Origin of the sequence: Marinifaba aquimaris (assembly GCF_013328345.1) — a bacterium.
GTDB classification, from domain to species: domain Bacteria; phylum Pseudomonadota; class Gammaproteobacteria; order Enterobacterales; family Alteromonadaceae; genus Marinifaba; species Marinifaba aquimaris.
Genome location: NZ_JABULX010000022.1, coordinates 1 through 26,550 on the forward strand (window position 1 = coordinate 1; position 26,550 = coordinate 26,550).

A 26,550-nucleotide genomic window follows, 5' to 3' on the forward strand; every position below is an offset into this window, starting at 1 on the left:
GAGATAACGACAAGCTCGACTGACAGATAGCTTGGTTATGTTTTTTTCTTCAATAACGCGTTGCGTTGCTTTTTTGTGATACGTACTCCGAAATCTTTATCAAGTACATCGACTATCGTTTCAAAGAATTGTGCTTTTATCTTGGTATCTTCTAGCTCTTTTTCGAGGGCTTTGATTTTTTGCTCAGGTGTTAAGTCATTGGGTTTAGACATAAGGGGAAGCTCATTTATATGATTGGGTGTACCTTTACTCCAATCTAGTTGACCATACCGGCGAAGCCAAGTTAAAACGGTTGAAGCACCTTGAATACCGTAGTGGTCTTGCGCTTGTTTGTAAGTACATTCGCCTTTTTCTACTTTATCAACGACGGATAATTTAAAGGCAAGTGAATAATCTTTTTGTGTACGCTTAGTTATTGGTTTCATTATCTTCTCCAAATTGAAGTTGGAAAAGTGTCAACCTTATTCAGGACGGGTCACATCGACAAAAAAACCGCCTACAGGCGGTTTTTTATTGGTTATTAACCTTTTATATTGGTTACATCGACATAGAGCTTGAGCATTTGCCCAGGCTGTAAATATTTATTCCTATTGAGCTTGTTCCAGCTTTCAATTTCTTTAATTGAGACGTTGAAACGATTCGCTATACGAGCCAACGAGTCACCACTTCTGACTTTGTAGTTGACCTTTCGTGTCGTCGGCGTCGATTTAGGCATTTCTGCTTTAGAGACTTTTTTGTATACCGTTAATTTTTGACCTGGGAAGATAGGGTCGCCTGGCGCCATTCCATTCCACTTAGCAAGCTCTCTTACATTGACTTTATACTGTCGGCTAATATCCCAGAAGGTATCGCCAGATTTTACAGTATGTACTGCTTTTTGCTTTTGTTTGGCGATTTTTTGCTGTTTACTGGTTAAACGTTGATTAGCTGATAGTTTATATTCATCAAGTGATGCAGAAGCTGTTGGAATCAATAAATATTGACCTGCTCTGATATTATTACCTTTGATCTTATTTGCTGTTTGGATAGCATCAACCGTGATTTTATGTTTATTCGCTATTTTACCCAGTGAATCACCGCGTTTAATTTTATAGCGTTTCCAACTGACGAGGTCATTGGTTTTAACATCAGTGATGTTTTTATTAAATAGCTCCGCTTTGTCAATCGGTAATAAAAAGTTATGAGGACCTTTAGGCGAGGTCGCCCAACGATTATAAGCAGGATTAAGGGCATGTAGTTCGTTAACATTCATATCCGCGAGCTTGGCTGCCAACGCCAAATCAATTTGCGAAGGAGCGCTGACAGACTCTAATACGGCAATATTCGCAATAGGGCGAATACTAATATTGTAATGCTCAGGGCGTTTAATGAGATCAGCTAACGCTAGTAGCTTAGGAACATAGGCATCGGTTTCTTTAGGTAAGTCTAAAGACCAAAAATCAGTATTTTCACCGGCTTTAAAATTTTTCCTAATTGCTCGTTGAACGCGTCCTTCTCCTGAATTGTATGCAGCGAGAGCGTGTAACCAATCACCATCAAATTTTTTATTTAAAAACTCTAAATAATCTAGGGCTGCATTTGTTGCCGCTAATACATCACGACGACCGTCGTACCACCAATTTTGTTTTAGACCAAAACGCTCACCTGTCTCTGGTACAAATTGCCAAAGACCTGAAGCTCGACCATGCGAATATGCAAAAGGATCAAACGCGCTTTCAACGATTGGTAAAATCGCCAATTCCATAGGTAAATCGCGTTTTTCAATCTCTTCAACAATGAGGTACATAAAGGGCTCTGCACGCTTAGAGACTCGGTTTAAATAGTCTGGGTGTCTGGCATACCAACTTCTTTGAATAGCTAAACGACGGTTTTCTGGGATATCAAAAGTGAGCTGTGACTGTATTCGACGCCATATATTGCCAAAGACGATCTCACTTTCATCTGCGTTTTCACTTTTTTGGCCAAGTGCAACATCTAAATGGGCATAGTCACCCACCTCGTATTCAGCCGCGATAAAGGCATTGGCTTTAACTGGGGCTTTATTTGTCTTTTTTTCTGCTGTTTCGCCAAGTGGCTCGAAGCTTTTACAGCCAGATAAGACTAAGCTGAAAAATGCCAAAAAGGCAGGGAAATATGATCGGGATAACTGCAAAATCAGACCTCTGTGGTTATTTTTAATAGCCATTTTTCTGTTTATTTTAACCTTTGCACTAGCAAGATACCAATTTTAAAAATTGTCTTTAAGTTTTCTAAGAAAACCAAAGCACTGGCTATCTGTTATGTCTGATTCGGTATTGACTATTTCAGCGATTCTTTTTTTCATACTAGCTAGGTCGGATTTGAGAAAAGGGTTGATTGCTAATTCTGTTTTTAGGTTAGACGGCAGGCTAGGAGTGTCTGACTTTCGTAGTACATCAACGGCCTTGATGTGCTCAGCTATTGCTACATTATTAGGCTCAATGAAGTTAGCAAATTTTAAATTAGCCTGTGTATATTCGTGCGTGCAATAAACTTGAGTATTTTCAGGATATTGTTTGAGCATTTTTAAAGAAGACCAAAAAAGAGCCTCTGTCCCCTCGAACATTCGACCACAACCGGCGGAAAATAGTGTGTCACCACAAAATAATACGGGTTGATTCGCATTGATTGCATAATAACTAATGTGATCGAGAGTATGGCCAGGTATAGCCTTTATTTGAAATGATAAATTAAGTGAGTCTATAAAAACCTGCTCACCGTCTTTAAGTATCACGTCTATGCTAAAGCCTTTGTCCATTTTGGGGCCATAAACCTTACATGATGGAAATTTTTCTAAAATCGCTTTTACCCCATCAGTGTGATCATAATGGTGGTGAGTGATTAATATCTCAGAAATGACTTGGCCAGGTAACAACGAAGACAACACTGGTTCACTTTGCCCAGGGTCAATGACGACACAGTGAGTGTGCCCGGGTTGGCATAGTTGCCAAATATAATTATCGCTAAAGGCTTTTATTGGCGTGATTTGAATCATTGCTATGCTACTATAACTTGGTAATACATGATGTTATTTTACCTTCAGGATAAGAAAAATACATTCAATGAAACAAGCTTTTAGAGATGACAGGTTAGCCGTACCCACGTCTTGGGAAACCTTTCCACAGGGTAAGTGGTTAAATAAACAAGTTGAACGCCAGCTGAATAAATGGTGGCCAAGGGTGTTTGGTTACCATTTACTTAAATTGGGTCATCTCAGTGCTGAAATTAACACCTCTTTATGCCCCATTAAACACCAAGTTAACGTAACTGAAGAAAAATCACCTTTTTCTGGTGTGGTGGCTGATAGCCACTTTCTACCTTTTTCTGAGCATTCTGTTGATGCTGTACTTTTAGCCCATACACTTGATCATACACATGACCCGCATCAGATTTTGAGGGAAGCACACCGAGTTTTAATGCCAGACGGTTACCTTATTATCACTGGGTTTAATCCATACAGCTTGTGCGGCTTAGCACGATTTTTACCACAAATGCGTAATAAGCTTCCTTGGTCAGGTCGTTTTTTTTCTCCAAACCGGGTAACTGATTGGTTATCCGTACTTGGGTGTGAAGTTATAGATCAAGAGCGCTTTGTCTATCGCTCACTGATGGTTAAACCCTCTGGCTTTAGCCAGAAAATGCTCATCAAAAATCGCTGGCTTGCTAAAATGTCCCATCAATATTTATCTCCGATAGGATGCGTTTACATGTTGGTCGCTAGGAAAAGAGAGTTACCGTTGACGCCGATAAAACAAAAATGGAAAGTAAACACTAAAATCCGCCAAGGTGTAGTGGGTACGGCAAGAACACACTTGTAATAATTAAACACAAAAAGTTAACAATATGTTTACAATTGTGTCATCTGTGATATGATTCAATTTCAGATTTAGTTAAGTTGTCATGCAGTAGGCATATAAGAGGTTGTTATGTCTAAACACTTATTCCACTTTTGGTTGTTCATTTGGCTGGCGCTAAGTGTTGTTTCCATTAAATTTTCTATGCAAGGACAGATGCCTATCTTAAATTGGATCATCATCTGCTTTGTTATGCCTATATTGGTTTTCTACCAAAGCCCATACTACTACGGTAGAAGATTGCTATCAGCTGCTTTGAAGCGTGACCACAATCAAATTATTGTCACTGATATGCTACTGAGAACGCATAAAATCATGCTTGACGATATTTACGCTGTTCATTTAGATGAGTACAAAATCATTATTGAGCGGCATGATAGCCGTTTATCGACTGTATATTTACTCGAAGATTTAAGTGAATCTCAGGTGCGTTACATCCGACGTATTTTCACACCAGCTCAGCTATCTTCTGGGCAATCTTGCCTGTTTATAGAGCATTACAATTAAATAATTAACTCCATCGCAAAATATCTGTTATTTTATACAGTGTATGTTCGCTGGAGTTAATACATGTCAATTGATCAAAATCTGCTTTATGGGTTGTATGGAACCATTCTTTTTTTATGTTTGGTGATCCTTTTATTAATCGTATTTTTTAGACCTCGCCACCGCAAGAGCGAAATGATGCTATCTATGCAGGCTATGCAACACAGTCTGCAGCAGGATATTGGACAACAAAACTTATTGCTTGAACAAAGGTTTAAGCAACTTTATCAAGAGCAACAGAATGCGCTTCATCAGGGCTTCAGAGAAGTAAATAGCCTGCTTGCTAACCAACAAGCACAAGCGAGAAGTGATGTGACTCAGGCATTGGCATCTCACACAGAAAAAGTAGCGGAACAAATTAATTTACTGAATAAAAATACGGAAAACCGACTTAACCAAATTAATCAAAAAGTGAACGACAGTCTTAATCAGGGCTTTGCTAAAAGTATTGAAGCCTTTAACGATGTAGTTAAACGCCTTGCGCTGATAGACCAAGCCCAACAAAAAATTGCGGAATTATCATCAAATGTGGTGAGTTTACAGTCGGTACTAGCCGATAAACGCTCACGTGGGGCGTTTGGCGAAGTTCAACTTTACAGCTTGATAGAGAATATTCTCTCTCCCAGCCAGTACCAACATCAAGCAGGCCTGTCTAATGGCAAGATTGTTGATTGTCTTTTGAAATTACCTGAGCCGACGGGACAAATTGCGATTGACTCTAAATTCCCACTCGAATCATTTCAACGGATGACAGATTTTGATAATAGTGATGTAGAAAGAAAAGCAGCGGAGCGACAATTCAAACAAGATGTTAAAAAGCACATTAAAGATATTGCTCAAAAATACATCATAGCAGGGGAGACAGCTGACAGCGCTATTATGTTTTTACCGGCCGAAGCTATCTTTGCAGAAATACATGCCCATCACAGCGATTTAGTTGAATTGGCTTGGAATCAAAAAATTTGGTTAACGTCTCCTACCACGTTAATGGCAATATTAACGACAGCTAAGGCGGTATTAAAAGATGAAGCAACACGTGCTCAAGTCAATATTATCCAAACACATTTAATTAAATTAAGTGAAGACTTTGATCGCTTTGGTCACCGATTCGATCAATTAGCTAAGCATATTGATCAAGCTGCAAACGATGTGAAACAAATTCATACTTCAGCTAATAAAATTACTGGTCGTTTTAAGTCGATTGAAAGTTTACAATTGGAGTCTGAACAAGAAGTAAGCCAGTAGTATTTGTTATCTCCATGATTAAACCGCTTTTAAATTATCCAACGACCATTTTTAATGATCTATACAGTTTGTTATCAATAGAGACACTTGAAGATATTCCTAGTGTTGAAATGTTGAATCAACTGGCAGAGCATTCAGCTGAATTTAAAAAGTTAGGATATCAATTTGTTGCACAGGACGAAGTTTTTGATTGGCAAGATCAATATTATGAACAAGTCATTGCACAAAGAAAGCTAATACCTACTCGACTTGATAGTTGGCATGATTTTTTTAATGCGTGCATTTGGTTATTATTTCCTCAAACTAAGCATTTGCTCAGTCAGCTGCATTTAGCCGATATAACGCAGTACGGCCTTAAAAAGCGCACTAAGCAACGCGATGCGATCACGCTTTTTGATGAGTGCGGTGTCATTCTTTGTTATCAAAATGAAGAAGATAAAATTGGTCTAAGGTCGCACCTCTGGCACCAATGCTTTTGGTCTAATCGCGAAGCTTGGCATCAAACTATCATCCCCATCATGTTCGGTCATGCCAATTATGAAATGGCACTCAAGCCTTATATTGGCCTAACCGGTAAAGCTTATTTTGTAAAAGTAGGGAAGAGTTTTAATCTACTTTCTAAAGCTGAACAATATGCATTTATCGACCAAGAGTTAACATTACAAATTGGTCAATATTCGACACTAAAAGATAATTTCTTTTTATCGCCGATACCATTTTTAGGCATACCTACTTGGTACCCTGAAGCTGACAACGAAAGTTTCTATCACAATCAAGATTATTTTCGTCCCAAACGCCAATCAGCAAAGGCATCGTAAATGCAAAAATACCAAGAGATGTTTCTCAGGCTCGACGGCTTTTTGCATCGACACCGTATGTTGTGGCAGCAAGTTCCGTTTTATGGCGAACTAACCTGGCCGAGTCAGCATGCAGAGCTTTATCAAGCCATTTTAGCGCTGGATGAGCATTCATTATCTTTGTTTGAGCAAGATGATACTGCAAATGCAGAAATACTACTGATTAAATGGTTAGCCGATTTTATAGATGGATTAGCGGAAATAGCTACAGATATAGATGCGTTGCATGACAAAAAGGGTGGCAAAACAGCAGGGCCAAGTTATCAAATGGCCAAGTTTACTGATGTTGGTTTACCAGGTAGGAAAAAGCAGCAAGTCCTGGGGTTTATCCATCAGCTTCAAGCTGATTCAATCGTTGATGGTAAGATAGGTAAAGTTGTAGATTGGTGCTCTGGCAAAGGGTATTTAGCTTCTCATTTAAGCTATGCATTAGACGCACAAGTGCATTGTTTGGAATATGACAAATCGCTTTGTGATAAAGGACAAGAGCAACAAAAAAAACAAGCGTCAAAAGTCTGTTTCCATCACCACGATGTTTTTCAACCACTTCCTGAAGCTATCAAATTAGCCACTCAAGGAGCTGACTTACATAGTGCACTGCATGCCTGTGGTGATTTACATATAGAAGCCATCAAGCAGGCCAGCCAACTGGGAGCTGATATGGCTATCGCACCTTGCTGTTATCACCTTATTCGAGATCAGCACTATCAAGCGCTTTCTCTACTTGGCAAGGACTCTCGTTTGCACTTAAGTAAATCAGATTTGCGTTTAGCCGTACTTCAAAGTGCTACCGCAGGGCAACGCGTCAAGGATTTGAGGTTAAAAGAGACGACTTGGCGCATAGGTTTTGATTTACTGCTTAGACAGCAAACTGGGGCCAATACTTACCAGCATCAAGCGTCATTTGCCAAAAAGCAGCTTGCAGGCTCTTTTTTAGATTTCTGCCAGTTTATGTGGCAACAAACAAATCAAACAGCAGCTATTGATTGGCAAACGATTGACTTTACTGATTTGCAAAATCAAGCGCAACTTAAACACCAGCAGGTTATTCGACTAGAAAAAGTCAGGCTAGGATTTAGACCGTTACTCGAAGCTTGGTTGATACTCGATAGAGCTTGTTTTCTGATTGAACAGGATTATCAAGTCAAGCTGCCAAAGTTTTGTGATTGGGATGTGTCACCCCGAAATACACTGATTTTGGCGCATAAGCTAAATAACAAATAAGGTATTGAATATTAATCATTTTTTACTAAGCTAGATAAAAGCTTCTGGTTATAGGTTTGGGTGATTAATGACAATCTTCTTTATTATATTATTACTGGCATTAGGTGCTTTTCTTAGTATTCAGTACCTGAAAAACCAAAAAGAGTTAGCATTTCAAAAAGATCTCAAAGCTCGGATAGACAAATTAGGTGAAGCGTTTAATCATCAGCTGCTATTGACGCAAAACGTCAACAGCTATGATAAAAATAAAGTCCAATCTATCATCACTAATTTTTTTATTTTTCATTCAATCGATGAAGAAAATGTCATTCGATTAGAGCTCTATGGTCAAATTTTTGCAACGGCATTTGAAAGTCCACTTGAAGATATAAACCAGCGTTTTAACGTCTTTTCCAAGGCCATCCCTGGTAAGTTAAGTAAAGAGTTTTACTTAAAAAGGCTGCCTGAAATGTTTGCTGAGCTGAATCGTTTAGATTCTGATAAAGCAATACCAACAACTGATGACACTTATAGTAAACAAAATCTATCTGAACTTTCTTCAGAAAGTGTTGACACCGTTGTAGAGGCTGAGCAGTCGGAAACGCAAGAAATAATAGGCGATGTAAAAGGGGATACTGATTCTGAAAAGGAACTGTTAATTATTAAGAAGACAAATAGGTTTGAACAAATGAATAATGAGGAAAGTAAGGAGGATTAAAAGGCTAGCTAAATTTGGCTATTAAGTTAGCATCTTGTTCGATTTCTTGGCGAATCACTTTGCGTGCATTTTTCGTACACTTGCCACATTGGTTACCAACCGCCATCTTATCTTTGATAGAAGATAGGTCAGTACAACCACTTTGAACTGCTTCTTTAATTTGTTTATCTGTTACGCCGTTGCATAAACAAATGTACATGTGAACTCACCTTGAGAAAAAACGTTGTAGAATCATAAAGGTAAATAGTAATGATTCTTAATATGGGTTTATTATAAATGAGAAATATTCGTATTAGCAAGTTTAATTTCAGATAAATTGTTTCTGGTTGAATGTTTCTTACCCAGTTAAATGAATGTTTTAAAAATAGTTGAGTGTTGCACTTGGTTTTTCATAAGCCGCCTATATAATTCTTGGCAGCAGGGATTTTTACAAACTAATAATAAAAATCTTTTCTTAATTAACTCATTATAAATGGAGAAAGCCATGTCTGTATTAGTTGGTCGTCAAGCACCAGACTTTTCAGCTGCTGCTGTTTTAGGTAGTGGTGAAATCGTAGATAGCTACACTTTAAGTGAAGTAATCAAAGGTAAAAAAGCAGTTATCTTCTTTTACCCATTAGATTTCACTTTCGTATGTCCTTCAGAGTTAATCGCTTTTGATAAGCGTTTTGAAGAATTCCAAAAACGTGGTGTTGAAGTAATCGGTGTTTCTATCGATTCTCAATTCACTCACGCTGCATGGCGTAACACTCCTGTAAACCAAGGTGGTATTGGCCCGGTTCAGTACACTTTAGTTGCAGACGTCAAACACGAAATTTGTCAAGCATACGACGTTGAGCACCCAGAAGCAGGTGTTGCTTTCCGTGGTTCTTTCTTAATCGACGAAGACGGTTTAGTACGTCACCAAGTGGTTAATGACTTACCATTAGGTCGTAACGTAGACGAAATGTTACGTATGGTTGATGCATTAGCATTCACTCAAGAACACGGTGAAGTTTGCCCAGCTGGTTGGAAAGACGGCGACAAAGGTATGACTCCAAACGCTGATGGCGTTGCTTCATACTTAGCTGAAAATGCTGACAACTTATAATCTTTAAGTTGTGATTAAGAAAAACGCCACTTTATGTGGCGTTTTTTGTTTTAACGATTTGATTTAGCTTTCACCATTGAGAGGCCAGCCACCTAAGGTTTTCCATTGGTTGACCATATAACAGAATAACTCTGCTGTTTTTTGTGTATCGTACAAAGCTGAATGCGCTTGGCTATTATCAAAGCTGATACCCGCAGCCTGACAGGCTTTAACTAATACCGTTTGCCCTAAACTTAAGCCCGCTAAACTGGTTGTATCGAATGAGACAAAAGGATGGAACGGCGTACGTTTGATTTTAGTTCTTTCAATCGCAGCATTGAAAAAAGACATATCAAATGCTGAATTGTGGGCAACCATTACTGAACGCTGACATTCGTAATGTTTTTGCTTTTTTCTCACTGCTTTAAAGATTTCTGTGAGCGCTGTTTTCTCATCTGTCGCTTCTCTAAGTGGGTTAAATGGGTCGATCCCATTGAACTCCAAAGCAGATTGTTCCAGATTGGCTCCTTCGAAAGGCTCCACATGGAAGTGAAGTGTTTCTCCGCAATAAAAATAACCGTCTTCATCCATCTCAAGTAATGTCGCTGCTATTTCAAGTAATGCGTCGGTTTTTGCATTAAAGCCTGCTGTTTCGACGTCGATAACAACAGGGTAGTAACCTCTAAAACGATTTTTTAGTAAATTCTCAGTCATTGAATTTTTCATTAATAGATTGTGTTAGCAATCAAACTGGGTCTGATTTTTGCTTAATCTATACTAGTTATAATATTTCGATAGTTTCTTTGCATTATAAAGCAATTAACTATCAATTAAGTCAAGTTTTTGACAAGTCTAAGAGTTTTACGTCTATGTTTTGTAAATTAAAGCTATCTTTTGTTCAATCTAGCCTAGTTAGTGTACTGTTATTTTCAAGTATGCAGGGGCAAGCGAGTGTAAGGCACTACCAAGCAAAACTTGAAAACTCAGATTGGCAGCTATCAGCCAGCTCAAAATTAACCTGTAGTTTAAGTCATTCAATACCGCGCTTTGGGGATGCAGTATTCTCTAGCCATGCCAGCAAAGAAGATAGCTTAGAGTTCGGTTTAGATATGTTAAAAATGCCTGCTAATTACGATGTTGCATCTGTAGAGTCTGTACCACCTCAATGGCGGCCTGGTTCCCAAGTTAAATACATCGCTGACATGAAGTTATTAAAGCAATTTGATGGTGAAGTACCCTATAAAGCGGCCTGGACTATGCTAACTGAATTAGAAAAAGGTATGTTACCCACTATTTATTATGCAGATTGGCATAATCCCTATGACAAAGTGGCAGTAAGCTTGAACACCATTAATTTTCATCGAGCATATGAGGCGTTTTTACATTGCCGTGACCAGCTTTTGCCTTTCAATCTTGAAGATATTCGCTATACAGTACTTCACTATAAATTGAATTCTGACCAATTAACCAAAACATCTGCTAAGCGTTTAGCCATGATAGGTGACTATTTAAATGCTGACCCTACTTTAGAATTCGCTCTTGTGTCTGCTTATACCGATAGCCATGGTGGGCGATGGCACAACCAAGTGCTTTCACAAAAAAGGGCTGACTCGGTTAAAAACTTTTTAGTCGAGCAAGGCGTCGAAGCTGGAAAGATTGAATCTACTGGCTTAGGTGAAAAACGCCATATTGCCTCAAACAAAGATGTACTCAGCCGGGCGAAGAACCGTCGAGTCGTTATTCAATTGGGCAACGATTAAAGCGTTTAAACTAGGTGAGTAAACACTTCTTCCATTGCTAAACGGAGTTTTTGTTCATTGTGATGATAATGTTTTGGCTCAGGCTCTGATAACTCTGTTACAAGTTGATAGATAGAATGATCTTCTAATTTTTCACTGTGTTGAGTCAATACGGCATCGACCTTCATTTGAGGGTGGTGTTTTTTTAGCCAGTTTATCTTGTCGTTCAGATTTAGCTGGCTTGCAGGGCCTATCTCAGCAACTAGATTGTCAATTAATATCACCTTTGCTTGAGATTGTATTAAAGCTTGAGTGATATCTGTCATTAATAAAGCCGGGAGTAAGCTAGTAAAAAAACTGCCAGGGCTTAAAATAATAAAATCGGCTTGTTGGATGGCTCTAAGCACCCGCGTTGGCGCTGTGACTGGATCGGTTAATTCAATACTTTCAGGCACGGGCAGGTGACTGGCATCAACATTTGTCTCTCCGAGTATGATATTACCATCAGGGTAGATAGAACGCAGGTGTGTAGGTTGTTCACTCATCGGATAAAGTCGGCTTTCAACTTTCAGCATGCGTCGAGTCAGCTCAATCACTTCAACTGGTGAAAAGTCCAATTGCTCTAGTGCATAAAATACTAAGTTACCGATACTGTGACCTTTTAGCTCTGCATCACCAAAACGATACTCAAGTAATTTAGCGCCTAAGCTGTCTTTTCCTGCTAAATGGGTCAGGCAGTTTCTTAAATCACCCCAAGCGATACAATCAAAAGCATCGCGTAATTTACCTGTAGAGCCACCATTGTCAGTTGTTGCAACTATGCCTGTGAGTTTTGGGCCAAAATCGGCAAATGTATTGAGTACTTTACCTAGCCCGTGACCGCCACCTAATGCCACTAAGTTGATTTCTTTATGAAATACCATATTGATCTGCCATTCCTTTAATGCATTCAAGATAAGCCAAAGTATGAGAACCGTAAACTTTTAAAGAAACTTTTTTACAATTAATTTAAGGGAAATATTTAATTCAGATGACAATCTCACTGGTCAAAGTTAAAAACATACGTTAATTTTTACTATTATATTAAAAACAATTAGTTATAGACCAATCGTTCGATATCCGTTTTGGGAGATTTTATGAAAAAACTGATCACGGCTATTACTGTCGCCTCTGCACTCGGATTAGTTGCATGTGACGATACTCAGCTATCTGACGTGCAAAGAGAAGCGAACAACAACCCTGTATTACCAGCTAGTACGGTTAAATTCGATCCGGCTAATGGCATTCTTTCCATTCCAAATGATTTGTTGTTCAGTGGCACAACCGATGGCACGTTAAATATTCCTGTTGCAGATCCTACTGATGACGCCGATCCTCGTGTTGCACTAAACAAAATAGATGGTTGGTCCAACCAACAAGCTTTTGTATTAGATTTTGTCTTAGCCGAAGGTGCGCAAACTATATCATCTGAAAGTGCTGCTAATCCAAATGCGATCAGGATTGTACAAGCAGAGATGGGGGCGAGCTTAACTGACCCTGAGTGTCAATCCGTTGAACCTGGATTAGCTTGTAAGGCCATTGGTGAGCTGACCTATGGTGTTGATTATGTAACTCAGCTGGTCTCGAATGATCAAATTGCTGTAATTCTACTTCGACCGCTCACATCAGCCACTTCATATATCGTCGCATTATCAAATACGATCCAAGATGATAGAGGCCAAGCAGTTAATGCAAGCTCTACTTACACAAGTGTTCGACAAGATATCAATACTTTACCACTTGGCACGCCTTCTCAGCTTGCGCTACAAGCAAGTGTTAATTCATACGAGCAAGTATTGGTGGAAGCGGGGATTAACCTTGATGCTGTCATTCACAGCCAAGTATTTACCGTTCAATCAGCGGGTAATACCTTAATGACCATGAAAGCCTTGTATGCGCAACAAGCAGCAACGGCGCCAGCTAGCTTACCAATGATTGCCCATCAGGTTAATACTGGCCAAACTATCCGAGAGATTTTGGTTGGCTCTGGCGTTATTGATGCAAGCACGCCTGATTGTGACACAGTATCAGCGACCCTTCGCGCTGTTGCAGGTGGTTTACCTATCTCTCCTGAAGATTTAGCCGCTCTAGAGTCTGTTGCGGGAATGTGTTCAGGTGAATACCATCTAGGTCAGATATCTTTACCTTACTATCTGACGGAATCTTCTCCTACAGATCCGCGAGGAGCGCTTGATAATGGCATGCGTGCACTGTGTGATTCTGGTGTTATTTTAAGTCAACTTGCACCAGAAGACTTACCCAACTTAACCCCGGGTGTTAACGATGCTCAATGTCAGCAGTTAGGTCTACGTGACTTTGGTCTAGATGAAGATAGATTTTTGACTAAGTTTAACCCTGTACCTCAGGTGAAATCAGTTCAAGATATCAATGTACAAATTACATTGCCTAACGAAGCATTTATTCAATCTTTAAATCCAGCATTTACACGCCCTGAAGCCGGTTGGCCTGTTGTTATCTTAAATCATGGGATCACAAGTAGAAAAGAAACCATGGTTACATTGGCCGCTAGTTTAAGTGCTAATGGTTTTGCGACAGTTGCTATTGATATGGTTTTACATGGCGATCGTGGATTTGATATCGATGGTGACCCATCAACACTTGAAATTGTCACCTCTGCTGAAACGCCAACGGTTTACATGAATTTGGAAAACCTAGAAGCAATTCGCTCTAACGTCGAGCAAAGCGTTATTGATTTGCTGGGTTTGCGTATCGGTTTATCAATTGGCTCACAAGTTGGCTTTGACGGAGAAGCAATTGACAACAGCCGAGTTTACTTCTCAGGCCTTTCTCTAGGCGCTATGTGGGGTATCGATTTTGTTGCACTTGCCAATACGCCATTAAACCCGGCAGTGGATAGTTTATTCCAAGTCAATGCAGCGAGTTTTAGTAGCCCAGGTGGCGGTATTGCCAGTTTCTTGATGGAGTCAGGTCAATTTGGCGCCTTTATCCAAAGCAGTTTGTTATTGGCGAATTTAAGTGAAGAGCCTGATCCTGCTGATACTGATAGTTACTTGGTTTACCAAGCTGCTCAAGCTTATGTTGCTTATCTTATCGAGCAAGGTGTTGATATTTCAGATCCAACGGCAGAAGACTTTAACGCCCATTATCAGAATTTCCTTGATTTACTGGCTCTAGAAAACCCCGTGTTACTTGCTGCTGTTGAGGGCGTGATAAGCAGTTATAGCTTTGCGGCTCAATCTATGTTGGACAATGCAGACCCGAATACTTTTGCGCCGCTGTATACTTCGCTAAATACGCCAGTATTGATTCATGAAATTTTCGGAGATGGTACAGCAGCTACGTGGGATCAAGTTATTCCACCTACTACCATGCGTTCACCTATTGCTGGTACGGAACAGTTAAAGACATTTATGGGGATACCTGTAATTGATTCGACAACAACGGGGGAATCTGTAAGCGGATTTGTTCGTTTTAACGCAGGCGGTCATAGTTCAGTGCTTAACCCTAACATCTCACCAGCCGTCACCGCTGAGATGCATCGACAAATCATCTCACTATTTTTATCTGATGGTCAGTTAATTGATGTAACCGATATGGATGTAGTTATTCCTGCAGGTTAACTTCGTTCAAAATCAACTTGGTCTGGCCTCAGGCCAAGTTGCTCAACATTTAAAATTCCCACACTTTCTTCTGCTTCAGAAAAACTAATAACGAGTTGCTTTGCTTTTAAGGCTTGTTTAACTTTCTCTATGTGCATTGCTTGCACAGGCTCATGATTGAATGCCTCGTATTCTTTGATTAAATAATCGGTTATTAAATTATTGAGCTGGTCTTCAGGAATTAATTTTGGTGATATAAACATCTGGGCTCTCTCGGCTGATTTAGTACATGGTAACTGAATTGAAAAAAAACATAATCAGTAACTTGATCTAAAAGTCACTTTTAAACTTTACTTAATGAGTCGTGGAGGTGGTTTATGGCATTTTCTGGTGTGATTTTGGCTGGTGGTTGTTCGTCTCGCATGGGACAAGACAAGACAGAACTCACGGTTAATGAGCTGAGTTTATTAGACTATGCAAAAGCTCGCTTACAATCGACAGGTGCTAACCCCATACTCATCTCACGTAACACGTTTGATATGGGTACGTTGCCCGATATTTACCCACACCATGGGCCTTTGAGTGGTGTACATAGCGCAGCTATGGAAGCTAAAAGAGCAGAGGGCTTGTTAGTCATTGCTGTTGATATGCCTTTAATTTCTGTCAACAGTTTGACCGTTTTAGTTGCAACAGGGCAGCTACACAATCGACCTGTACACTATCAGGGAGCCAGCTTGCCTTGTTACATCCCTTTATCTGACAGCATTAAACTTAAGCTTGAACATATTTTGACTTCAAAACAGAATAAAACGTTAGAGAACTTTCTTTATCACGAAAAAACACTTGTATTACAACCGCGAGATAAAAAAGAGTTCATCAACATCAATACACCTGAACAATGGCAAGAGTTTCATCCTTATTTAAAACAACAACTTAAATAAATGATTGCTTAATGGTATGTTTAGAGATAGAAAATCATAGACTTTTCAATTATTTGAGAACATAAATTGCCTAACTGCCTTACTAAAAAATTCTGTTATCTTTGCGTTTTGCTATTACTTAATTCAGTTGATGCTTTTGCCCAAGAGCCAATTAAATTGAAAGTTGCTGTTGCGGCTAATTTTGCAAAACCTTTGGCGTCTATCAATCGAAGCTTCATAGAAAACAATCGTGCTAAGCAATTAGATATTGTGCTGGTAAATGGCTCATCGGGCGCACTTTTTGCACAGATTTCACATGGTGCGCAGTTTGATGCTTTTTTTTCTGCTGATAAGGCAAGACCAGAGCAGTTAGTCAAACGCGGGTTGGCAGATAAGCACTATATCTACGCAAGAGGTGCGCTTAACCTCGCCATTAACTGTCAAAGATTGACCTGTAATGATTGGCCCAATAGCGCAAAGTCAAACGTAAAGTTACAGTGGCTTAATCAAACATTATTTCAAAACAGAAAGCAGCCAGTGATAGGCCTTGCCAACCCCAAATTAGCTCCCTATGGCAATGCAGCTAATAGTTGGATGGTAAAAAACTGGCCAGAATTGGAATTTAAAAAAGTCACTGCTAATAATATCAGTAAGCTATATCATTACTTTGACAATGGAAATCTAGATATTGCTTTTTTATCTCGAAGCCAACTGACTGATAGCAGTGGTATTAAACACAGCTACCACATCGCATTAGATGCTAATAGTTACCCAGCTATTGAGCAAAGTGTTGTTTTTTTTGATTCAAATGACCGCAATCGTCAAGCAATCATTGACCTATATAAACGTTTCATATTAGATAAAGACACTCAAATGGCGATCGAAAAGCTCGGCTACTTAACAAAGGACTAAAAATTGGCCATATTTACTCAGGCCGAATGGGCGGCTATTTTTTTATCTTTAAAATTATCTCTTTACACGACTGCCATCCTTTTAGTTATTGGTGTTCCTTTAGCGTGGTATTTAGCGCGTTATCAAGGTCGCTTCCAAAGTGTTGCACAAGCGATGATAGCCTTGCCGCTTGTATTGCCACCAACCGTTTTAGGTTTTTATTTATTAGTCTTGTTTTCACCACAATCGAGCTTAGGTCAGCTTTGGTTTACTCTGTCGGGCGAACAGCTCGCGTTTAGTTTTTCAGGGCTGTTAATTGGCTCGATTATTTATTCTTTACCTTTCACTTTACAACCACTCATTAATGGTTTTAAGCAGTACCATCAAAGTTACCAAGATGTCGCAACAAGTTTGGGTTTTACTTTTATTCACCAGTTTTTAAACGTAATCCTACCCATGTGTAAACCTGCAATCATCACAGCAGCGGCGCTTACTTTTGCCCATACGATGGGGGAATTTGGTGTAGTGCTTATGATAGGTGGCAATATACCCACTGAAACACAGGTTATTTCTATTGCTCTTTATGAACATGTTGAACTGTTAGACTATCAATCGGCCCATAAGCTCTCTTTGATATTATTAGTGTTCTCGATGATTTGGTTAACTGTGCTGTATCGCTTCAATCGACAAAACTATAGTTGGGCGTGATGATGGAAAATATCATTCGCCTTAACTTCACTAAGGGTAAAAAAACGATTTTACAAGGCCAGTTGAATTGGTCTAATCGTTCCGCTGATTCGATTGTAGGTATAAGTGGTATATCTGGAAGTGGCAAAACGAGCTTATTGCGTGTGCTCGCTGGCTTAGAGCCTGAGGTAAAGCACCACTTCAGGTTTAACAATATTTGTTATTCCGATTATCAAGCAGCAGATAAAAATATTGGCGTTGTTTTTCAACATGCCCATTTATTTCCACATATAAATGTCATTGAAAACCTTAAACTCGCTCTTAAAGCGGCTCATCATAAAGCTAAAAGAGGGCAAGCTAACCAAGTTACAAGCCATAAGTTTGAATTAGAGCAAGTGATAGATGGTCTTGCCATCAGCGATTTACTCGATAAAAGTGTCGAGCAACTTTCTGGTGGTCAAAAACAACGTGTAGCCATCGCTAGAGCACTTTTATGTCAACCCTGCCTACTTTTTCTAGATGAGGCGCTTAGTGCTATAGATAAAGAAAATCGATTAGAGATTTTAACATGGCTTAAAACAGTCAATCGTGAACACCAATTGCCCATGTTTTTTATTAGCCATGATAGTTTTGATTTACAGGCATTGGCGGATGAAATCATTAGCGTTAATGATGGTAAACTCATTTCAATTCAGCCCATTGAGCTGAGCGCGTTATCAATGGGTGGAGGATTAAACCGAGCGATTTTAAATGTGCAATTTGATCATCATATTCAAGAACACCACATTAATGCTTATCGGCTAATTGAGGCTGATAGCTTAAAGCCAAATAACGGTGTATTGATTTATGCTAAAGGTGTAAAAGCACAATCGGCAATAACGAGAATACTGGTGGCGTGCGATCAGGTTGCGATATCAACTGAAGCCAATTTTAATTCGAGTATGATCAATCATATCGAATGTAAGATTGTATCTATTTTGCCATTAGATGAGACAAACCAATCAGTTGAAATGAGTATAAAAGGCAGTGCTAGTCAAATGCTATATGCTCAGCTGTCTAACTATTCAATACAGCGGCTAGATTTAGCTATCGGTAGTAGGGTATGGGCGCTATTTAAATTAAGCGCCAGCATTGCTATTTAGTTACGCTCAAGTGAAGCTAACCGGCTAGTTAGTTCAGCTACTTCCTGTTCTAAAATATCTACTCTTTTTTGTAGCTGTTCAACGTGGTTAGTAGCATTGTCAGTATTTGTTGGTGTGTTTGTTTCTGCTGGTTTGTTTTTTAAATGCGCATGCGATTCTAAAAACTGCTGAGGGTTTGCCTTATATTGATTTATTGTCCGTGTAATGAATGGAAGCGGTGCACGTTCTGTTAATTTTGAGCGCACCAAGCCAACTGATATATCTTTACCTTGTTCTGCTAGTTGGCAGATTAATGCTGCAATCTTATCTTGCATTCTGTCTATTCTCATTCTGTGTTAATTTGTACGGATTCTAGCATACATCTGAATCAACCTAATCAAATCCCTATGACTGAAAAGTTGACAATTGAACCTATTGGTAAGATAAACACCCCTTACAAAGAGAAATTTGCTATTCCTAGGCAGCCTAACTTAGTGCCACAAGCGAAGGGCGAGATCATTCTTAGTAATGCATTCAGTAATTTGGATTGTGTTAGGGGGCTAGAAGCCTTTTCTCATATCTGGTTGACGTTTTCTTTCCACCAGACTAGAGATAAAGGCTGGAAGCCTACCGTTAGACCACCACGACTTGGTGGTAATCAACGAATGGGTGTGTTTGCAACTCGCTCTACTTTTAGACCAAACGGCTTGGGCTTGTCGGTGGTTCAATATCACGGTAGTCATATTCAAGATGGTAAAGTGGTACTGTCGGTGTCGGGGATGGACTTGCTAGATAATACCCCGATAATCGATATCAAACCTTACCTTAGTTATAGCGACAGCGTCGATTCACATTCTGGTTTCGCAGCGGATGCACCAAGCCCAACCTTTGAGGTTAACTTTTCTCAAGCAGCACTATGTGCCATCAAGCAGTTGAACGAAAAACAAATGGCCAATATGAGTCAGCAGGTGTTTATTGAATTTATTAGAGCGGTTTTGTCTCAAGACCCTAGGCCCAGTTATCAATCTGTTAAACATGAAGATGAGCGCAACTATCATGTGAAGTTAGCTAATGTTGATATCTCCTTTGTCTTCGACAACACCAACAAAACAATCTTGGTTACAGCAGTTAAAAATATTTAACATTCCATTATCAAGTATTTAACCTTGATTTGTAACTAACGTGTATAAATTCTCATTTCAATTAAAACTAGCGAATTTTTTGACTTTTATCTGCACGATTAATCGCAATAAGGAATAAATGACTTGACTCTAAAGTGTTAAGAAGTATTAATGAAAGTGTTGTTTTTCTGCATTGTGCAGAATAGTAGTAATTTCGGATTAGCTTAACAAAATGATAACAAATCAAAGATTTGCCATCTTTGCCACCGCCGCTATTTTCCTTGTGATCGCGGCTCTTCTTGTTTTGGTTCAAAACATTGGTGACCACTGGCAGCAAATTGATGAAGATGCAGCACAGGCGATTCAATCTGAACAGGTTGAGCGTTTTTTAACTAGTCATTCTTTGCAAAAAGAAAAAGAGCAGCTTCACTTTCAGGTCAATAACACTTGGCCAGCATTTCAATTTGAAGACGAAAATGAGTTTCGTCTTGTTGTTAATCAAGCCCAAAAAAGTATTGAACAAAGTCACTTCAATGTTGTCGATTTTCAACAAGCCCAACAAATCACCCAAGGGGTGTTTTTCAAACACTTACTGAATACATTTGAATTAGAAAAGAACAACTTACCGCTGGTAGGGTTCAGTGAAATAGATCAACAAGCCGTGCTGCTTGTCATCAATGATTCATTAGATAAACAGCAACTGCTCGTTTCAGGATTATTTTTGAATCAAGCGAGTCTTGAGCGAATAAATGGTGTTTTTCCTACTGAACTTGTTATCGATTTTGTTTCTTTGAGTGACTTAAATGAAACATCACTCAAGTTTAATTTATCAATAAATCAGCCTTACGTTTTAGCTAATGAACAAAAAGCGCCATCTCTTTGGTTAAAAGGTGTGTTAGGCCAAAACGCAATAGAAATCAAAACAACTAATGCGCTGAGTCAGGCTAATCCTATTATTGCTAATGTGGGGCATGCTATTAAGCGGACTCAACAAGAATACAAATATGTAGCCATTATTTTAATTGCGACCCTGGCTGTATTTATGTTCCTTTTATGGAGTTTAAGAAAGTACTTTATCTCTCCCATTTCTGATTTAGCTGCAGAAGTCGCTAATATCAAACCTAACCTAAGTGATACTCATAGTATCGACTTAGGTAAAACAGCCAAAAATGATGATCATATTTCCGCTTTAGCACAATCTATTAATGTGATGTTGGCTGAATTATTCGCGGCTAAAGAATTCAAACGTGTTGCTCTTAATTCAATTGGCGATGCGGTTATCACCACTGATTTGTGTGGTCGTGTGACTTACATGAATCAGGCGGCCAGTATCCTCATAAAAGCAGAATTTGAAAAAAGCCAAGGTAAACACGTGGCCGATATTTTACCTTTCACTGAAAGGGATGATATTAACAAAATCAAGGAAATACTTGATGAAGTCTTGTGTCAGGGTAATGAAACTAACTTAAGTCGTATCACACACAAGCTCAACCGTGAACTTGAAGTGCTCTATGTCGAAAAGCACATCACACTACTAAAAGATCAAAAAGATCAAGCGACAGGCTCTGTCATGGTTTTAAGAGATGTCACTCAATCTGAACGTCTTAAGAAAAAATTAAATTTCCAAGCAAATTACGATGCAGTCACTAAATTACTGAATAGACATAAATATGAAGAGTTATTGACGGAGGCGTTTTACAGTGCCAAAGACAAAGGCCGCCAACATGTATTGTGCCAGTTAGATCTAGACCGCTTTAAATTGATAAATGATAGTGCAGGGCATGCAGCTGGCGATCAATTGTTGTACGAAATTGGCGGTTTGATCAAAACATATATCCGCAAATCAGATATATGTGCTCGAATTGGTGGCGATGAATTTGCGATTATTCTTTATGACGCCAACCTCAATGATAGCTTAAAGTTGCTGGGTAAATTGGTCAGTCAGATTAAAGATTACCGTTTTATTTGGGGTGGCCGTTTATACTCTATAGGTGCCAGTTTTGGCGTCACCTTGATAACAAAAGAATCAATTGGTATTCCTGAAGTGCGTCGTGAAGCAGATGCCGCTTGTTATATGGCCAAAAGTTTAGGTCAAAATAATATTCGAGTATTTGATTCTAATAATGAGAATTTGAACTCACATCACCAAGCACCTAGATGGGCTAGCCGAATAAATGATGCGTTGGTTAACGATAAATTCCAACTTTTCTTCCAGCGCATAGCGCCGACTAATTCATCGAGTAAAGAAAAAGAACACATTGAAATCTTACTGCGATTAGAAGATGAGGCTCAGGGTTTACTATCACCTGGTATGTTTTTACCGGCTGCGGAGCGCTTTCGACTAACGCCTAAAATTGACCGTTGGGTGATCCGTTCAGTATTCAGGTGGTTAATGGCGCGCCCTGAGTTGTGGGATAAAGTGTTGCTGTGCATTAACTTATCTGGTGAGTCTTTAACTGATAGTGAGCTTTATGACTTCATCGTCAGTTTACATTCTCGAGTGGCTTTTCCTCCTCAAGCCATTTGTTTTGAAGTGACAGAAACAGCTGCTGTGGCCAATTTAGTCGTTGCGCGAGAGTTAATTCAGAAACTGAAATCTTATGGATTTACGTTTGCTCTAGATGACTTTGGTAAAGGCTTCTCATCTTATAGCTACTTGCAGAATTTACCTGCCGAGTTTGTCAAAATTGACGGTGATTTTGTTCGTAAAATGACATCGAATAAAGGCGATCGTGAAATCGTTCGCTCTATCCATGAAATTAGTCATGTTATGGGGATGAAGACTATCGCCGAATACGTAGAAGATGAAGAAACGTTTGATGCGCTAAAAGAACTAGGTGTTAACTACGCTCAGGGCTTTGGCATACAGCGCCCGCAAAGCTTAAAGTCTTTTGTACTGGTGAGTGAGAGCATTCATTAATTGTGATGGGCATAAATACTGTTTTGCCCATTTTTCCTCGCTTGGTATAACGCTTCATCTGCAAGCGCTAAAACTTCGTGAATATCATCCCCAGCTTCGTACTGAGCAACCCCAGCTGATATCGTAAAGTTTAATACTTGTCCGTGAAAGCTAATACTTTCACGTTCGACATTCACTCGAATGGATTCACAGATATGTTTAGCGCCTTCCAGTCTTAATTCAGGTAGTAAAAGCAAGAACTCCTTATTACCCCATCTCGATAATATATCGTGAGCGCGGATATGTTTTTGAATAATCGCGGCTAATTCCTGACTACAAACGTCTATACCGGCTTGAGAATGAGCCTGCGACAATTGGTGAAATTGATCAATATCAATCAAAACTAAACACAAGGGACGATGATTAATATCGTGTCGATGTGACTCTTGTTTTAATACCTCATCCATGTGCTGACGATTAAACACTTGAGTAACAGGATCAATTCTGATGACGTGTTTAAGCTGGTTTAGCTTGTCTTCAAATTGGTTATTCTCTGCAATCAAAGATTCCTTTATTTTGTGCCAATTTTTATGCTGAAAAATCACTAGCACCAACAAAGATAAAATCAAACCGACTGAAATATAAAAAAGTTGGTTAGTGGTTTGAGCTTTAGCTATCCCTTGTTCTGCTGTCTCCAATTTGCGCTCAAGTGTGGCAATGTATATTTGACCTACCTGCAGGTCGAGCATGGTTTTGGTATTTTCTTGGACAATATTTTTTATCAGCTGCTCTGATTGTGCTTTGTTATTTTGCGCAGCAGTTAGTTCTCCATCTTCAAGTGCAATTAAGCTCGATAGATAAAGTTGCTTAGATGATAAGAGAGGGTTATCGATATTAGCCAGTTGAGTGGCGGACTGAGCGAGTAAATTCTCGGCTGTACGAATATTACCTAGGGTGATAATAAGCTCAACTTGTGTCAGCTCATTTAAACGTTGTAAGTAGGGAACTTGGATAATTTTCAATAAATTTGCTGTTTGGTTAACCCATTGTTCAGCTAAGGCGAGTTGATTTTGATAAAGATAGACTTGACTCGCTTGTTGGTAAATATTGGCTTGTACTAACAGTGATTCGACAGATTTCGCTTTTGTTAATATTTCATCAAGGCCTGTCAGCGCTAACTGCTGTTGGCCTAAGTAGTTAGTGGTAACCACTAAACCAAGCTCAGTTTTTAGCGCAAGATAGCTATTATCAAAGCTAGCTAATTTTACTTTTAAAATTTGATAAAGTTCATGGGCAATGGTGTATTGCCTTAATTGTGTCAGTAAATCGGCAATGAGTAACAAACTTTCCAATTCGCTTTCCGTCGCGTCAATTCTTGCTTGATATGACAGGTCTAATTGGTTGAAAACAGGAAAAAGCACTGCCATTGCATCAGCCAATCGATACTCTAAAATATAAAGCTTGGCCATTTCATTGATTATTTGCCCGTGTTTAATTGCACTACTTTGACTAAGCAATCTTTGAAACTGTTTTAATGCTTGTTCATTATCACCCAAGAGCATATTAATTTGGGCGGCTAATTTCGATAACTCAAACCTCGCTTTATCAAAGCCTTCATTGGGCATGTTATGCATGGTTTTAGCGACAATATCTTTAGCTTCTTTTAAGTCTCCATAATGCATAAATGCTTCGGCGACTTGCGCTTGGATAAGCCAATGTAATTGAGATTGTCGGTCGGCAAATTGACTTGCCAAAGTGATGGTCTTACTTGGCGCGTAGACTTTGTAATGTTTTAACAGTGTTAACAGTGAAGATTGCTGAGTTTCCCCCGATAAACTTGCCAAGCTTTGTTCTCTTTCTTGCCAGTTTTCAGGCTCTGCGGTTGAAGAAAAACTGCAAAGAACAACGGATAGCCAGATAGTAAAGTAGGTTAGGGCATAGCGAGATTTCAACATGAAGCCTCAACAAGTTAACACACACAATAATTAGTTTAGTTCATATGTCTGTTTTTTAAACAAAAATTAAAGTTAGCGGTGATTAACACAGGCAAAAATAGCTAACAAAACACAATTTGAATAAAAAAAAGCCGAACAGTCATTTTTTAGTAAAATTTGCTTGCAAGGCCAATAGGTTGTCGTTAATATGCGCCCATCTTCTGAATCGTTCTCGATTCAACTTGTACGACCGTAGCTCAGTTGGTTAGAGCACCACCTTGACATGGTGGGGGTCGGTGGTTCGAATCCACTCGGTCGTACCAATATCTCCTTTAACGAAAGTTGATAAAGCCCCAGAAATAAAGCCATTCACACATTAAAATTCCCAATCCAAGATGCAACTTCTGAGCTAAAATCAAAAATTCATTTAAAAGCTAATCTGTTGTTAATTCTCTGCAATGAACATTTAGTTTGCAAAGCAATGTTAGGTATTGAGCTAATTGTATTTCAAAACTAATTATTTAATTTGCTAAGCCTGTTTCTAACTAAAATACTACCTACTACTAAAACTGAATTGAACTTTGGTAATTCTTTGTTATGTTTAATAAAAAGGGAGAATTTTAATATGAAAAAAAACACGGTTTTATTAGCTTTAACATTCCTTATCACCACATCTTGTGCAACGGCTAAGCACTCACCATCCAAGCCAGAACAAACTAAAGCCCAGGCTAGCTACAAATACTTTAGTTATCTATTAGGTGAAGTCAGCTATTTAAACAACTTGTACCCACCTGTAGATGAAGCGCGTTTCTATTTGCCTAAACAAGACATGGCTCATGTGATTGCTCATTACACTACATCTAGTTTAAAGCGCGATGGTGTGATTGGGTATAACAGTAGTGCAACGGTTAGCACAGTTAAAAAAGATGGGAAGGATTATTATCAAGTAGCGTTTTCCGTCAATAGTCAATATACCGACCAATTGGCACAAGCGGCTCAGTACGGTGATGTGCACAGAAAATGGATGAGTGATACCTTAGCAAATCAAGCCTATGTTGGTGTTAATGCGTGCAAAGAATCGACGCTCAAGGCAACAGGTAAAGCCTGTTGGGACCCAGATAACACAGGTGAGTGGGAGCTCTTCTTGCCACTTGGTCTTCCTATGTTAAATCAAAAAGCTTCCATGCTTATTCACTACCCACCTTACGTATCAATTGGACAAGGTGATTACCTAGATAACAATACATTAGCACGATGGGAAAGGCTATTACGCTCCAATGGCGTAGCTAATAATGACACCGTTTTATTTGAAAATATTATCGATATTATTCCAATTGGTGCGCCAGGTTCTGGTCAAAGCCAAAACTTACCCGCTTCAATGGCAGAGACATATTTTGATAATGCGCAAACAGGTGGTAATTATGTAACGCCAATGTTGGCATTTAATTTGTCACCTCAATCACTGGTGGGGGATCATACTATCCCGCTTGTTGTATTTGGCACTGAAGCAAGAGAGTTTTTTGCAGCAAGTTACTTAGGGCGACCAGATCCTAAAGATAAGCTGGGTATTTTAGAAGCCGGTAGCGTTAGTATTGGCGGCGCGAGTAAGCAAACGCCATTTTTAGGCGCCAATCACCCAATTGCTGCGGTTTACCAGCATTGCGCTGCAGAGGGAGATGATGAACATCCTATTATCACAATGGAAAAACAGGACTTAATTAGTGCCTGTTACATCAAAGAAATGGCCAAACCTGATGCAGATACAGCAGATAAGGTGCTTAAAGCTTGTAAGAAAGAATGGTTATCGCCAGATGTTAACTCTGCACAAGCCGAGCTGATTTGTATTAACGCTAAAATCGACTTGTCGTCGTTTGGCGCCTGTAGTTGGGAAAATGCCGTTCGTTGGTGTAAAGCCAATAATAATGACGCCTGTAAAGCCGATACTAAACAAACATCTTGTCAACTTTAGTCCTTTAACCAAAATGGGCTTATAACTTTAAGCCCGTTAATATTGCTTACTTTACCTACAATTTAAATCTAATTTTGTAGCGTACTAAGTCGGCTTATTGGATATCCTTTACTAACTTTCAAAGTAAAGTGCTTTGTCA

General features: G+C 39.2%; 24 protein-coding genes, 1 tRNA gene and 1 pseudogene. 17 read left to right on the forward strand and 9 right to left on the reverse strand.

Annotated features, from left to right (window positions below):
• The 3 genes and pseudogenes from HR060_RS13415 to gloB all read right to left on the reverse strand — a co-directional run.
• Nucleotides 1-425 (reverse strand): annotated as a pseudogene (locus HR060_RS13415) (IS3 family transposase); the annotation flags it as partial.
• A 95-nt stretch (nucleotides 426-520) separates the two neighbouring features.
• A complete protein-coding gene (locus HR060_RS13420; protein ID WP_246283171.1) occupies nucleotides 521-2,152 on the reverse strand; it encodes a LysM peptidoglycan-binding domain-containing protein in 1,632 nt (543 codons plus the stop codon).
• Between the two features lie 75 nt (nucleotides 2,153-2,227).
• On the reverse strand, nucleotides 2,228-3,013 hold the full coding sequence (gene gloB, locus HR060_RS13425) for a hydroxyacylglutathione hydrolase (RefSeq protein ID WP_217434931.1): 786 nt from the start codon (nucleotides 3,011-3,013) through the stop codon (nucleotides 2,228-2,230).
• Nucleotides 3,014-3,080: 67 nt separating this feature from the next.
• Between gloB and HR060_RS13430 the strand changes: the two genes are divergently transcribed.
• The 6 genes from HR060_RS13430 (at nucleotide 3,081) to HR060_RS13455 (ending at nucleotide 8,441) form a co-directional block, all read left to right on the forward strand.
• Entirely contained in the window at nucleotides 3,081-3,836 is a 756-nt protein-coding gene (locus HR060_RS13430) for a class I SAM-dependent methyltransferase (protein WP_174200810.1), read from the forward strand.
• Nucleotides 3,837-3,944: 108 nt separating this feature from the next.
• Complete coding sequence (locus HR060_RS13435) at nucleotides 3,945-4,379, forward strand: hypothetical protein (RefSeq protein ID WP_174200811.1); 435 nt, start codon at nucleotides 3,945-3,947, stop codon at nucleotides 4,377-4,379.
• A gap of 174 nt (nucleotides 4,380-4,553) precedes the next feature.
• Nucleotides 4,554-5,663, forward strand: coding sequence for a DNA recombination protein RmuC (locus tag HR060_RS13440; RefSeq protein ID WP_246283172.1), 1,110 nt, complete (start codon nucleotides 4,554-4,556; stop codon nucleotides 5,661-5,663).
• Nucleotides 5,664-5,677: 14 nt separating this feature from the next.
• The gene (locus tag HR060_RS13445) at nucleotides 5,678-6,481 is read left to right on the forward strand and encodes a DUF3025 domain-containing protein (RefSeq protein WP_174200813.1); all 804 of its coding nucleotides are present in this window, start codon (nucleotides 5,678-5,680) and stop codon (nucleotides 6,479-6,481) included.
• Nucleotides 6,482-7,744, forward strand: a complete 1,263-nt coding sequence (locus tag HR060_RS13450; RefSeq protein ID WP_174200814.1) for a methyltransferase — start codon at nucleotides 6,482-6,484, stop codon at nucleotides 7,742-7,744.
• 67 nt (nucleotides 7,745-7,811) lie between these two features.
• On the forward strand, nucleotides 7,812-8,441 hold the full coding sequence (locus HR060_RS13455; RefSeq protein WP_174200815.1) for a hypothetical protein: 630 nt from the start codon (nucleotides 7,812-7,814) through the stop codon (nucleotides 8,439-8,441).
• A gap of 4 nt (nucleotides 8,442-8,445) precedes the next feature.
• Here HR060_RS13455 and HR060_RS13460 read toward each other — a convergent pair whose 3' ends face one another.
• A complete protein-coding gene (locus HR060_RS13460) occupies nucleotides 8,446-8,640 on the reverse strand; it encodes a bacterioferritin-associated ferredoxin (protein WP_174200816.1) in 195 nt (64 codons plus the stop codon).
• Between the two features lie 285 nt (nucleotides 8,641-8,925).
• Between HR060_RS13460 and HR060_RS13465 the strand changes: the two genes are divergently transcribed.
• Nucleotides 8,926-9,531 (forward strand): peroxiredoxin, encoded by a 606-nt coding sequence (locus HR060_RS13465; protein WP_174200817.1) that lies wholly within the window; start codon nucleotides 8,926-8,928, stop codon nucleotides 9,529-9,531.
• Nucleotides 9,532-9,594: 63 nt separating this feature from the next.
• Here HR060_RS13465 and rnt read toward each other — a convergent pair whose 3' ends face one another.
• Nucleotides 9,595-10,224 carry a ribonuclease T gene (gene rnt, locus HR060_RS13470; protein ID WP_174200818.1) on the reverse strand — a complete coding sequence of 210 codons (630 nt, stop codon included), beginning with the start codon at nucleotides 10,222-10,224 and terminating at the stop codon, nucleotides 9,595-9,597.
• Nucleotides 10,225-10,379: 155 nt separating this feature from the next.
• Here rnt and HR060_RS13475 point away from each other — a divergent pair, with 155 nt between their 5' ends.
• Nucleotides 10,380-11,270 carry a flagellar protein MotY gene (locus HR060_RS13475; RefSeq protein WP_174200819.1) on the forward strand — a complete coding sequence of 297 codons (891 nt, stop codon included), beginning with the start codon at nucleotides 10,380-10,382 and terminating at the stop codon, nucleotides 11,268-11,270.
• A gap of 5 nt (nucleotides 11,271-11,275) precedes the next feature.
• Here HR060_RS13475 and HR060_RS13480 read toward each other — a convergent pair whose 3' ends face one another.
• Entirely contained in the window at nucleotides 11,276-12,202 is a 927-nt protein-coding gene (locus HR060_RS13480; protein WP_174200820.1) for a gluconeogenesis factor YvcK family protein, read from the reverse strand.
• Nucleotides 12,203-12,385: 183 nt separating this feature from the next.
• Between HR060_RS13480 and HR060_RS13485 the strand changes: the two genes are divergently transcribed.
• Nucleotides 12,386-14,890, forward strand: coding sequence for a VolA/Pla-1 family phospholipase (locus tag HR060_RS13485; RefSeq protein ID WP_174200821.1), 2,505 nt, complete (start codon nucleotides 12,386-12,388; stop codon nucleotides 14,888-14,890).
• On the opposite strand, the gene HR060_RS13490 is transcribed toward HR060_RS13485, so the two are convergent.
• Nucleotides 14,887-15,132, reverse strand: coding sequence for a YheU family protein (locus HR060_RS13490; protein ID WP_174200822.1), 246 nt, complete (start codon nucleotides 15,130-15,132; stop codon nucleotides 14,887-14,889). The two genes, HR060_RS13485 and HR060_RS13490, sit on opposite strands and share 4 nt — an antisense overlap.
• Before the next feature lie 114 nt (nucleotides 15,133-15,246).
• On the opposite strand from HR060_RS13490, the gene mobA reads away from it, so the two are divergent.
• From mobA to HR060_RS13510, 4 genes are all read left to right on the forward strand, one after another.
• The gene (gene mobA / locus HR060_RS13495; protein WP_174200823.1) at nucleotides 15,247-15,810 is read left to right on the forward strand and encodes a molybdenum cofactor guanylyltransferase; all 564 of its coding nucleotides are present in this window, start codon (nucleotides 15,247-15,249) and stop codon (nucleotides 15,808-15,810) included.
• Between the two features lie 156 nt (nucleotides 15,811-15,966).
• A complete protein-coding gene (gene modA, locus HR060_RS13500; protein ID WP_174200824.1) occupies nucleotides 15,967-16,701 on the forward strand; it encodes a molybdate ABC transporter substrate-binding protein in 735 nt (244 codons plus the stop codon).
• 9 nt (nucleotides 16,702-16,710) lie between these two features.
• Nucleotides 16,711-17,388 carry a molybdate ABC transporter permease subunit gene (gene modB, locus HR060_RS13505; RefSeq protein ID WP_174200875.1) on the forward strand — a complete coding sequence of 226 codons (678 nt, stop codon included), beginning with the start codon at nucleotides 16,711-16,713 and terminating at the stop codon, nucleotides 17,386-17,388.
• A complete protein-coding gene (locus HR060_RS13510; RefSeq protein ID WP_174200825.1) occupies nucleotides 17,388-18,509 on the forward strand; it encodes an ATP-binding cassette domain-containing protein in 1,122 nt (373 codons plus the stop codon). The genes modB and HR060_RS13510 overlap by 1 nt, the downstream gene beginning before the upstream one ends.
• Here HR060_RS13510 and HR060_RS13515 read toward each other — a convergent pair.
• Nucleotides 18,506-18,823: a YceH family protein gene (locus HR060_RS13515; RefSeq protein WP_174200826.1), complete on the reverse strand. Its 318-nt coding sequence runs from the start codon at nucleotides 18,821-18,823 to the stop codon at nucleotides 18,506-18,508. The genes HR060_RS13510 and HR060_RS13515 overlap by 4 nt on opposite strands.
• 72 nt (nucleotides 18,824-18,895) lie before the next feature.
• On the opposite strand from HR060_RS13515, the gene tsaA reads away from it, so the two are divergent.
• Nucleotides 18,896-19,630 carry a tRNA (N6-threonylcarbamoyladenosine(37)-N6)-methyltransferase TrmO gene (gene tsaA / locus HR060_RS13520; protein WP_174200827.1) on the forward strand — a complete coding sequence of 245 codons (735 nt, stop codon included), beginning with the start codon at nucleotides 18,896-18,898 and terminating at the stop codon, nucleotides 19,628-19,630.
• Nucleotides 19,631-19,841: 211 nt separating this feature from the next.
• The gene (locus tag HR060_RS13525; RefSeq protein ID WP_174200828.1) at nucleotides 19,842-22,529 is read left to right on the forward strand and encodes an EAL domain-containing protein; all 2,688 of its coding nucleotides are present in this window, start codon (nucleotides 19,842-19,844) and stop codon (nucleotides 22,527-22,529) included.
• Here HR060_RS13525 and HR060_RS13530 read toward each other — a convergent pair.
• On the reverse strand, nucleotides 22,526-24,463 hold the full coding sequence (locus HR060_RS13530) for a GGDEF domain-containing protein (protein ID WP_174200829.1): 1,938 nt from the start codon (nucleotides 24,461-24,463) through the stop codon (nucleotides 22,526-22,528). The two genes, HR060_RS13525 and HR060_RS13530, sit on opposite strands and share 4 nt — an antisense overlap.
• 225 nt (nucleotides 24,464-24,688) lie before the next feature.
• Here HR060_RS13530 and HR060_RS13535 point away from each other — a divergent pair.
• Together HR060_RS13535 and HR060_RS13540 are read left to right on the forward strand one after the other, a co-directional pair.
• Nucleotides 24,689-24,765 (forward strand) — tRNA-Val (locus HR060_RS13535).
• Nucleotides 24,766-25,067: 302 nt separating this feature from the next.
• Complete coding sequence (locus HR060_RS13540) at nucleotides 25,068-26,411, forward strand: hypothetical protein (protein WP_174200830.1); 1,344 nt, start codon at nucleotides 25,068-25,070, stop codon at nucleotides 26,409-26,411.
• Nucleotides 26,412-26,550: the final 139 nt, after the last annotated feature.

Bases quoted from the DNA above. Each gene is read 5' to 3' on its own strand.
- gloB (WP_217434931.1), bottom strand. From the start codon at position 3,013: ATGATTCAAATCACGCCAATAAAAGCCTTTAGCGATAATTATATTTGG.
- HR060_RS13430 (WP_174200810.1), top strand. From the start codon at position 3,081: ATGAAACAAGCTTTTAGAGATGACAGGTTAGCCGTACCCACGTCTTGG.
- HR060_RS13435 (WP_174200811.1), top strand. From the start codon at position 3,945: ATGTCTAAACACTTATTCCACTTTTGGTTGTTCATTTGGCTGGCGCTA.
- HR060_RS13440 (WP_246283172.1), top strand. From the start codon at position 4,554: ATGATGCTATCTATGCAGGCTATGCAACACAGTCTGCAGCAGGATATT.
- HR060_RS13445 (WP_174200813.1), top strand. From the start codon at position 5,678: ATGATTAAACCGCTTTTAAATTATCCAACGACCATTTTTAATGATCTA.
- HR060_RS13450 (WP_174200814.1), top strand. From the start codon at position 6,482: ATGCAAAAATACCAAGAGATGTTTCTCAGGCTCGACGGCTTTTTGCAT.
- HR060_RS13455 (WP_174200815.1), top strand. From the start codon at position 7,812: ATGACAATCTTCTTTATTATATTATTACTGGCATTAGGTGCTTTTCTT.
- HR060_RS13460 (WP_174200816.1), bottom strand. From the start codon at position 8,640: ATGTACATTTGTTTATGCAACGGCGTAACAGATAAACAAATTAAAGAA.
- HR060_RS13465 (WP_174200817.1), top strand. From the start codon at position 8,926: ATGTCTGTATTAGTTGGTCGTCAAGCACCAGACTTTTCAGCTGCTGCT.
- rnt (WP_174200818.1), bottom strand. From the start codon at position 10,224: ATGACTGAGAATTTACTAAAAAATCGTTTTAGAGGTTACTACCCTGTT.
- HR060_RS13475 (WP_174200819.1), top strand. From the start codon at position 10,380: ATGTTTTGTAAATTAAAGCTATCTTTTGTTCAATCTAGCCTAGTTAGT.
- HR060_RS13485 (WP_174200821.1), top strand. From the start codon at position 12,386: ATGAAAAAACTGATCACGGCTATTACTGTCGCCTCTGCACTCGGATTA.
- HR060_RS13490 (WP_174200822.1), bottom strand. From the start codon at position 15,132: ATGTTTATATCACCAAAATTAATTCCTGAAGACCAGCTCAATAATTTA.
- mobA (WP_174200823.1), top strand. From the start codon at position 15,247: ATGGCATTTTCTGGTGTGATTTTGGCTGGTGGTTGTTCGTCTCGCATG.
- HR060_RS13510 (WP_174200825.1), top strand. From the start codon at position 17,388: ATGATGGAAAATATCATTCGCCTTAACTTCACTAAGGGTAAAAAAACG.
- HR060_RS13515 (WP_174200826.1), bottom strand. From the start codon at position 18,823: ATGCAAGATAAGATTGCAGCATTAATCTGCCAACTAGCAGAACAAGGT.
- tsaA (WP_174200827.1), top strand. From the start codon at position 18,896: ATGACTGAAAAGTTGACAATTGAACCTATTGGTAAGATAAACACCCCT.
- HR060_RS13525 (WP_174200828.1), top strand. From the start codon at position 19,842: ATGATAACAAATCAAAGATTTGCCATCTTTGCCACCGCCGCTATTTTC.
- HR060_RS13530 (WP_174200829.1), bottom strand. From the start codon at position 24,463: ATGTTGAAATCTCGCTATGCCCTAACCTACTTTACTATCTGGCTATCC.
- HR060_RS13540 (WP_174200830.1), top strand. From the start codon at position 25,068: ATGAAAAAAAACACGGTTTTATTAGCTTTAACATTCCTTATCACCACA.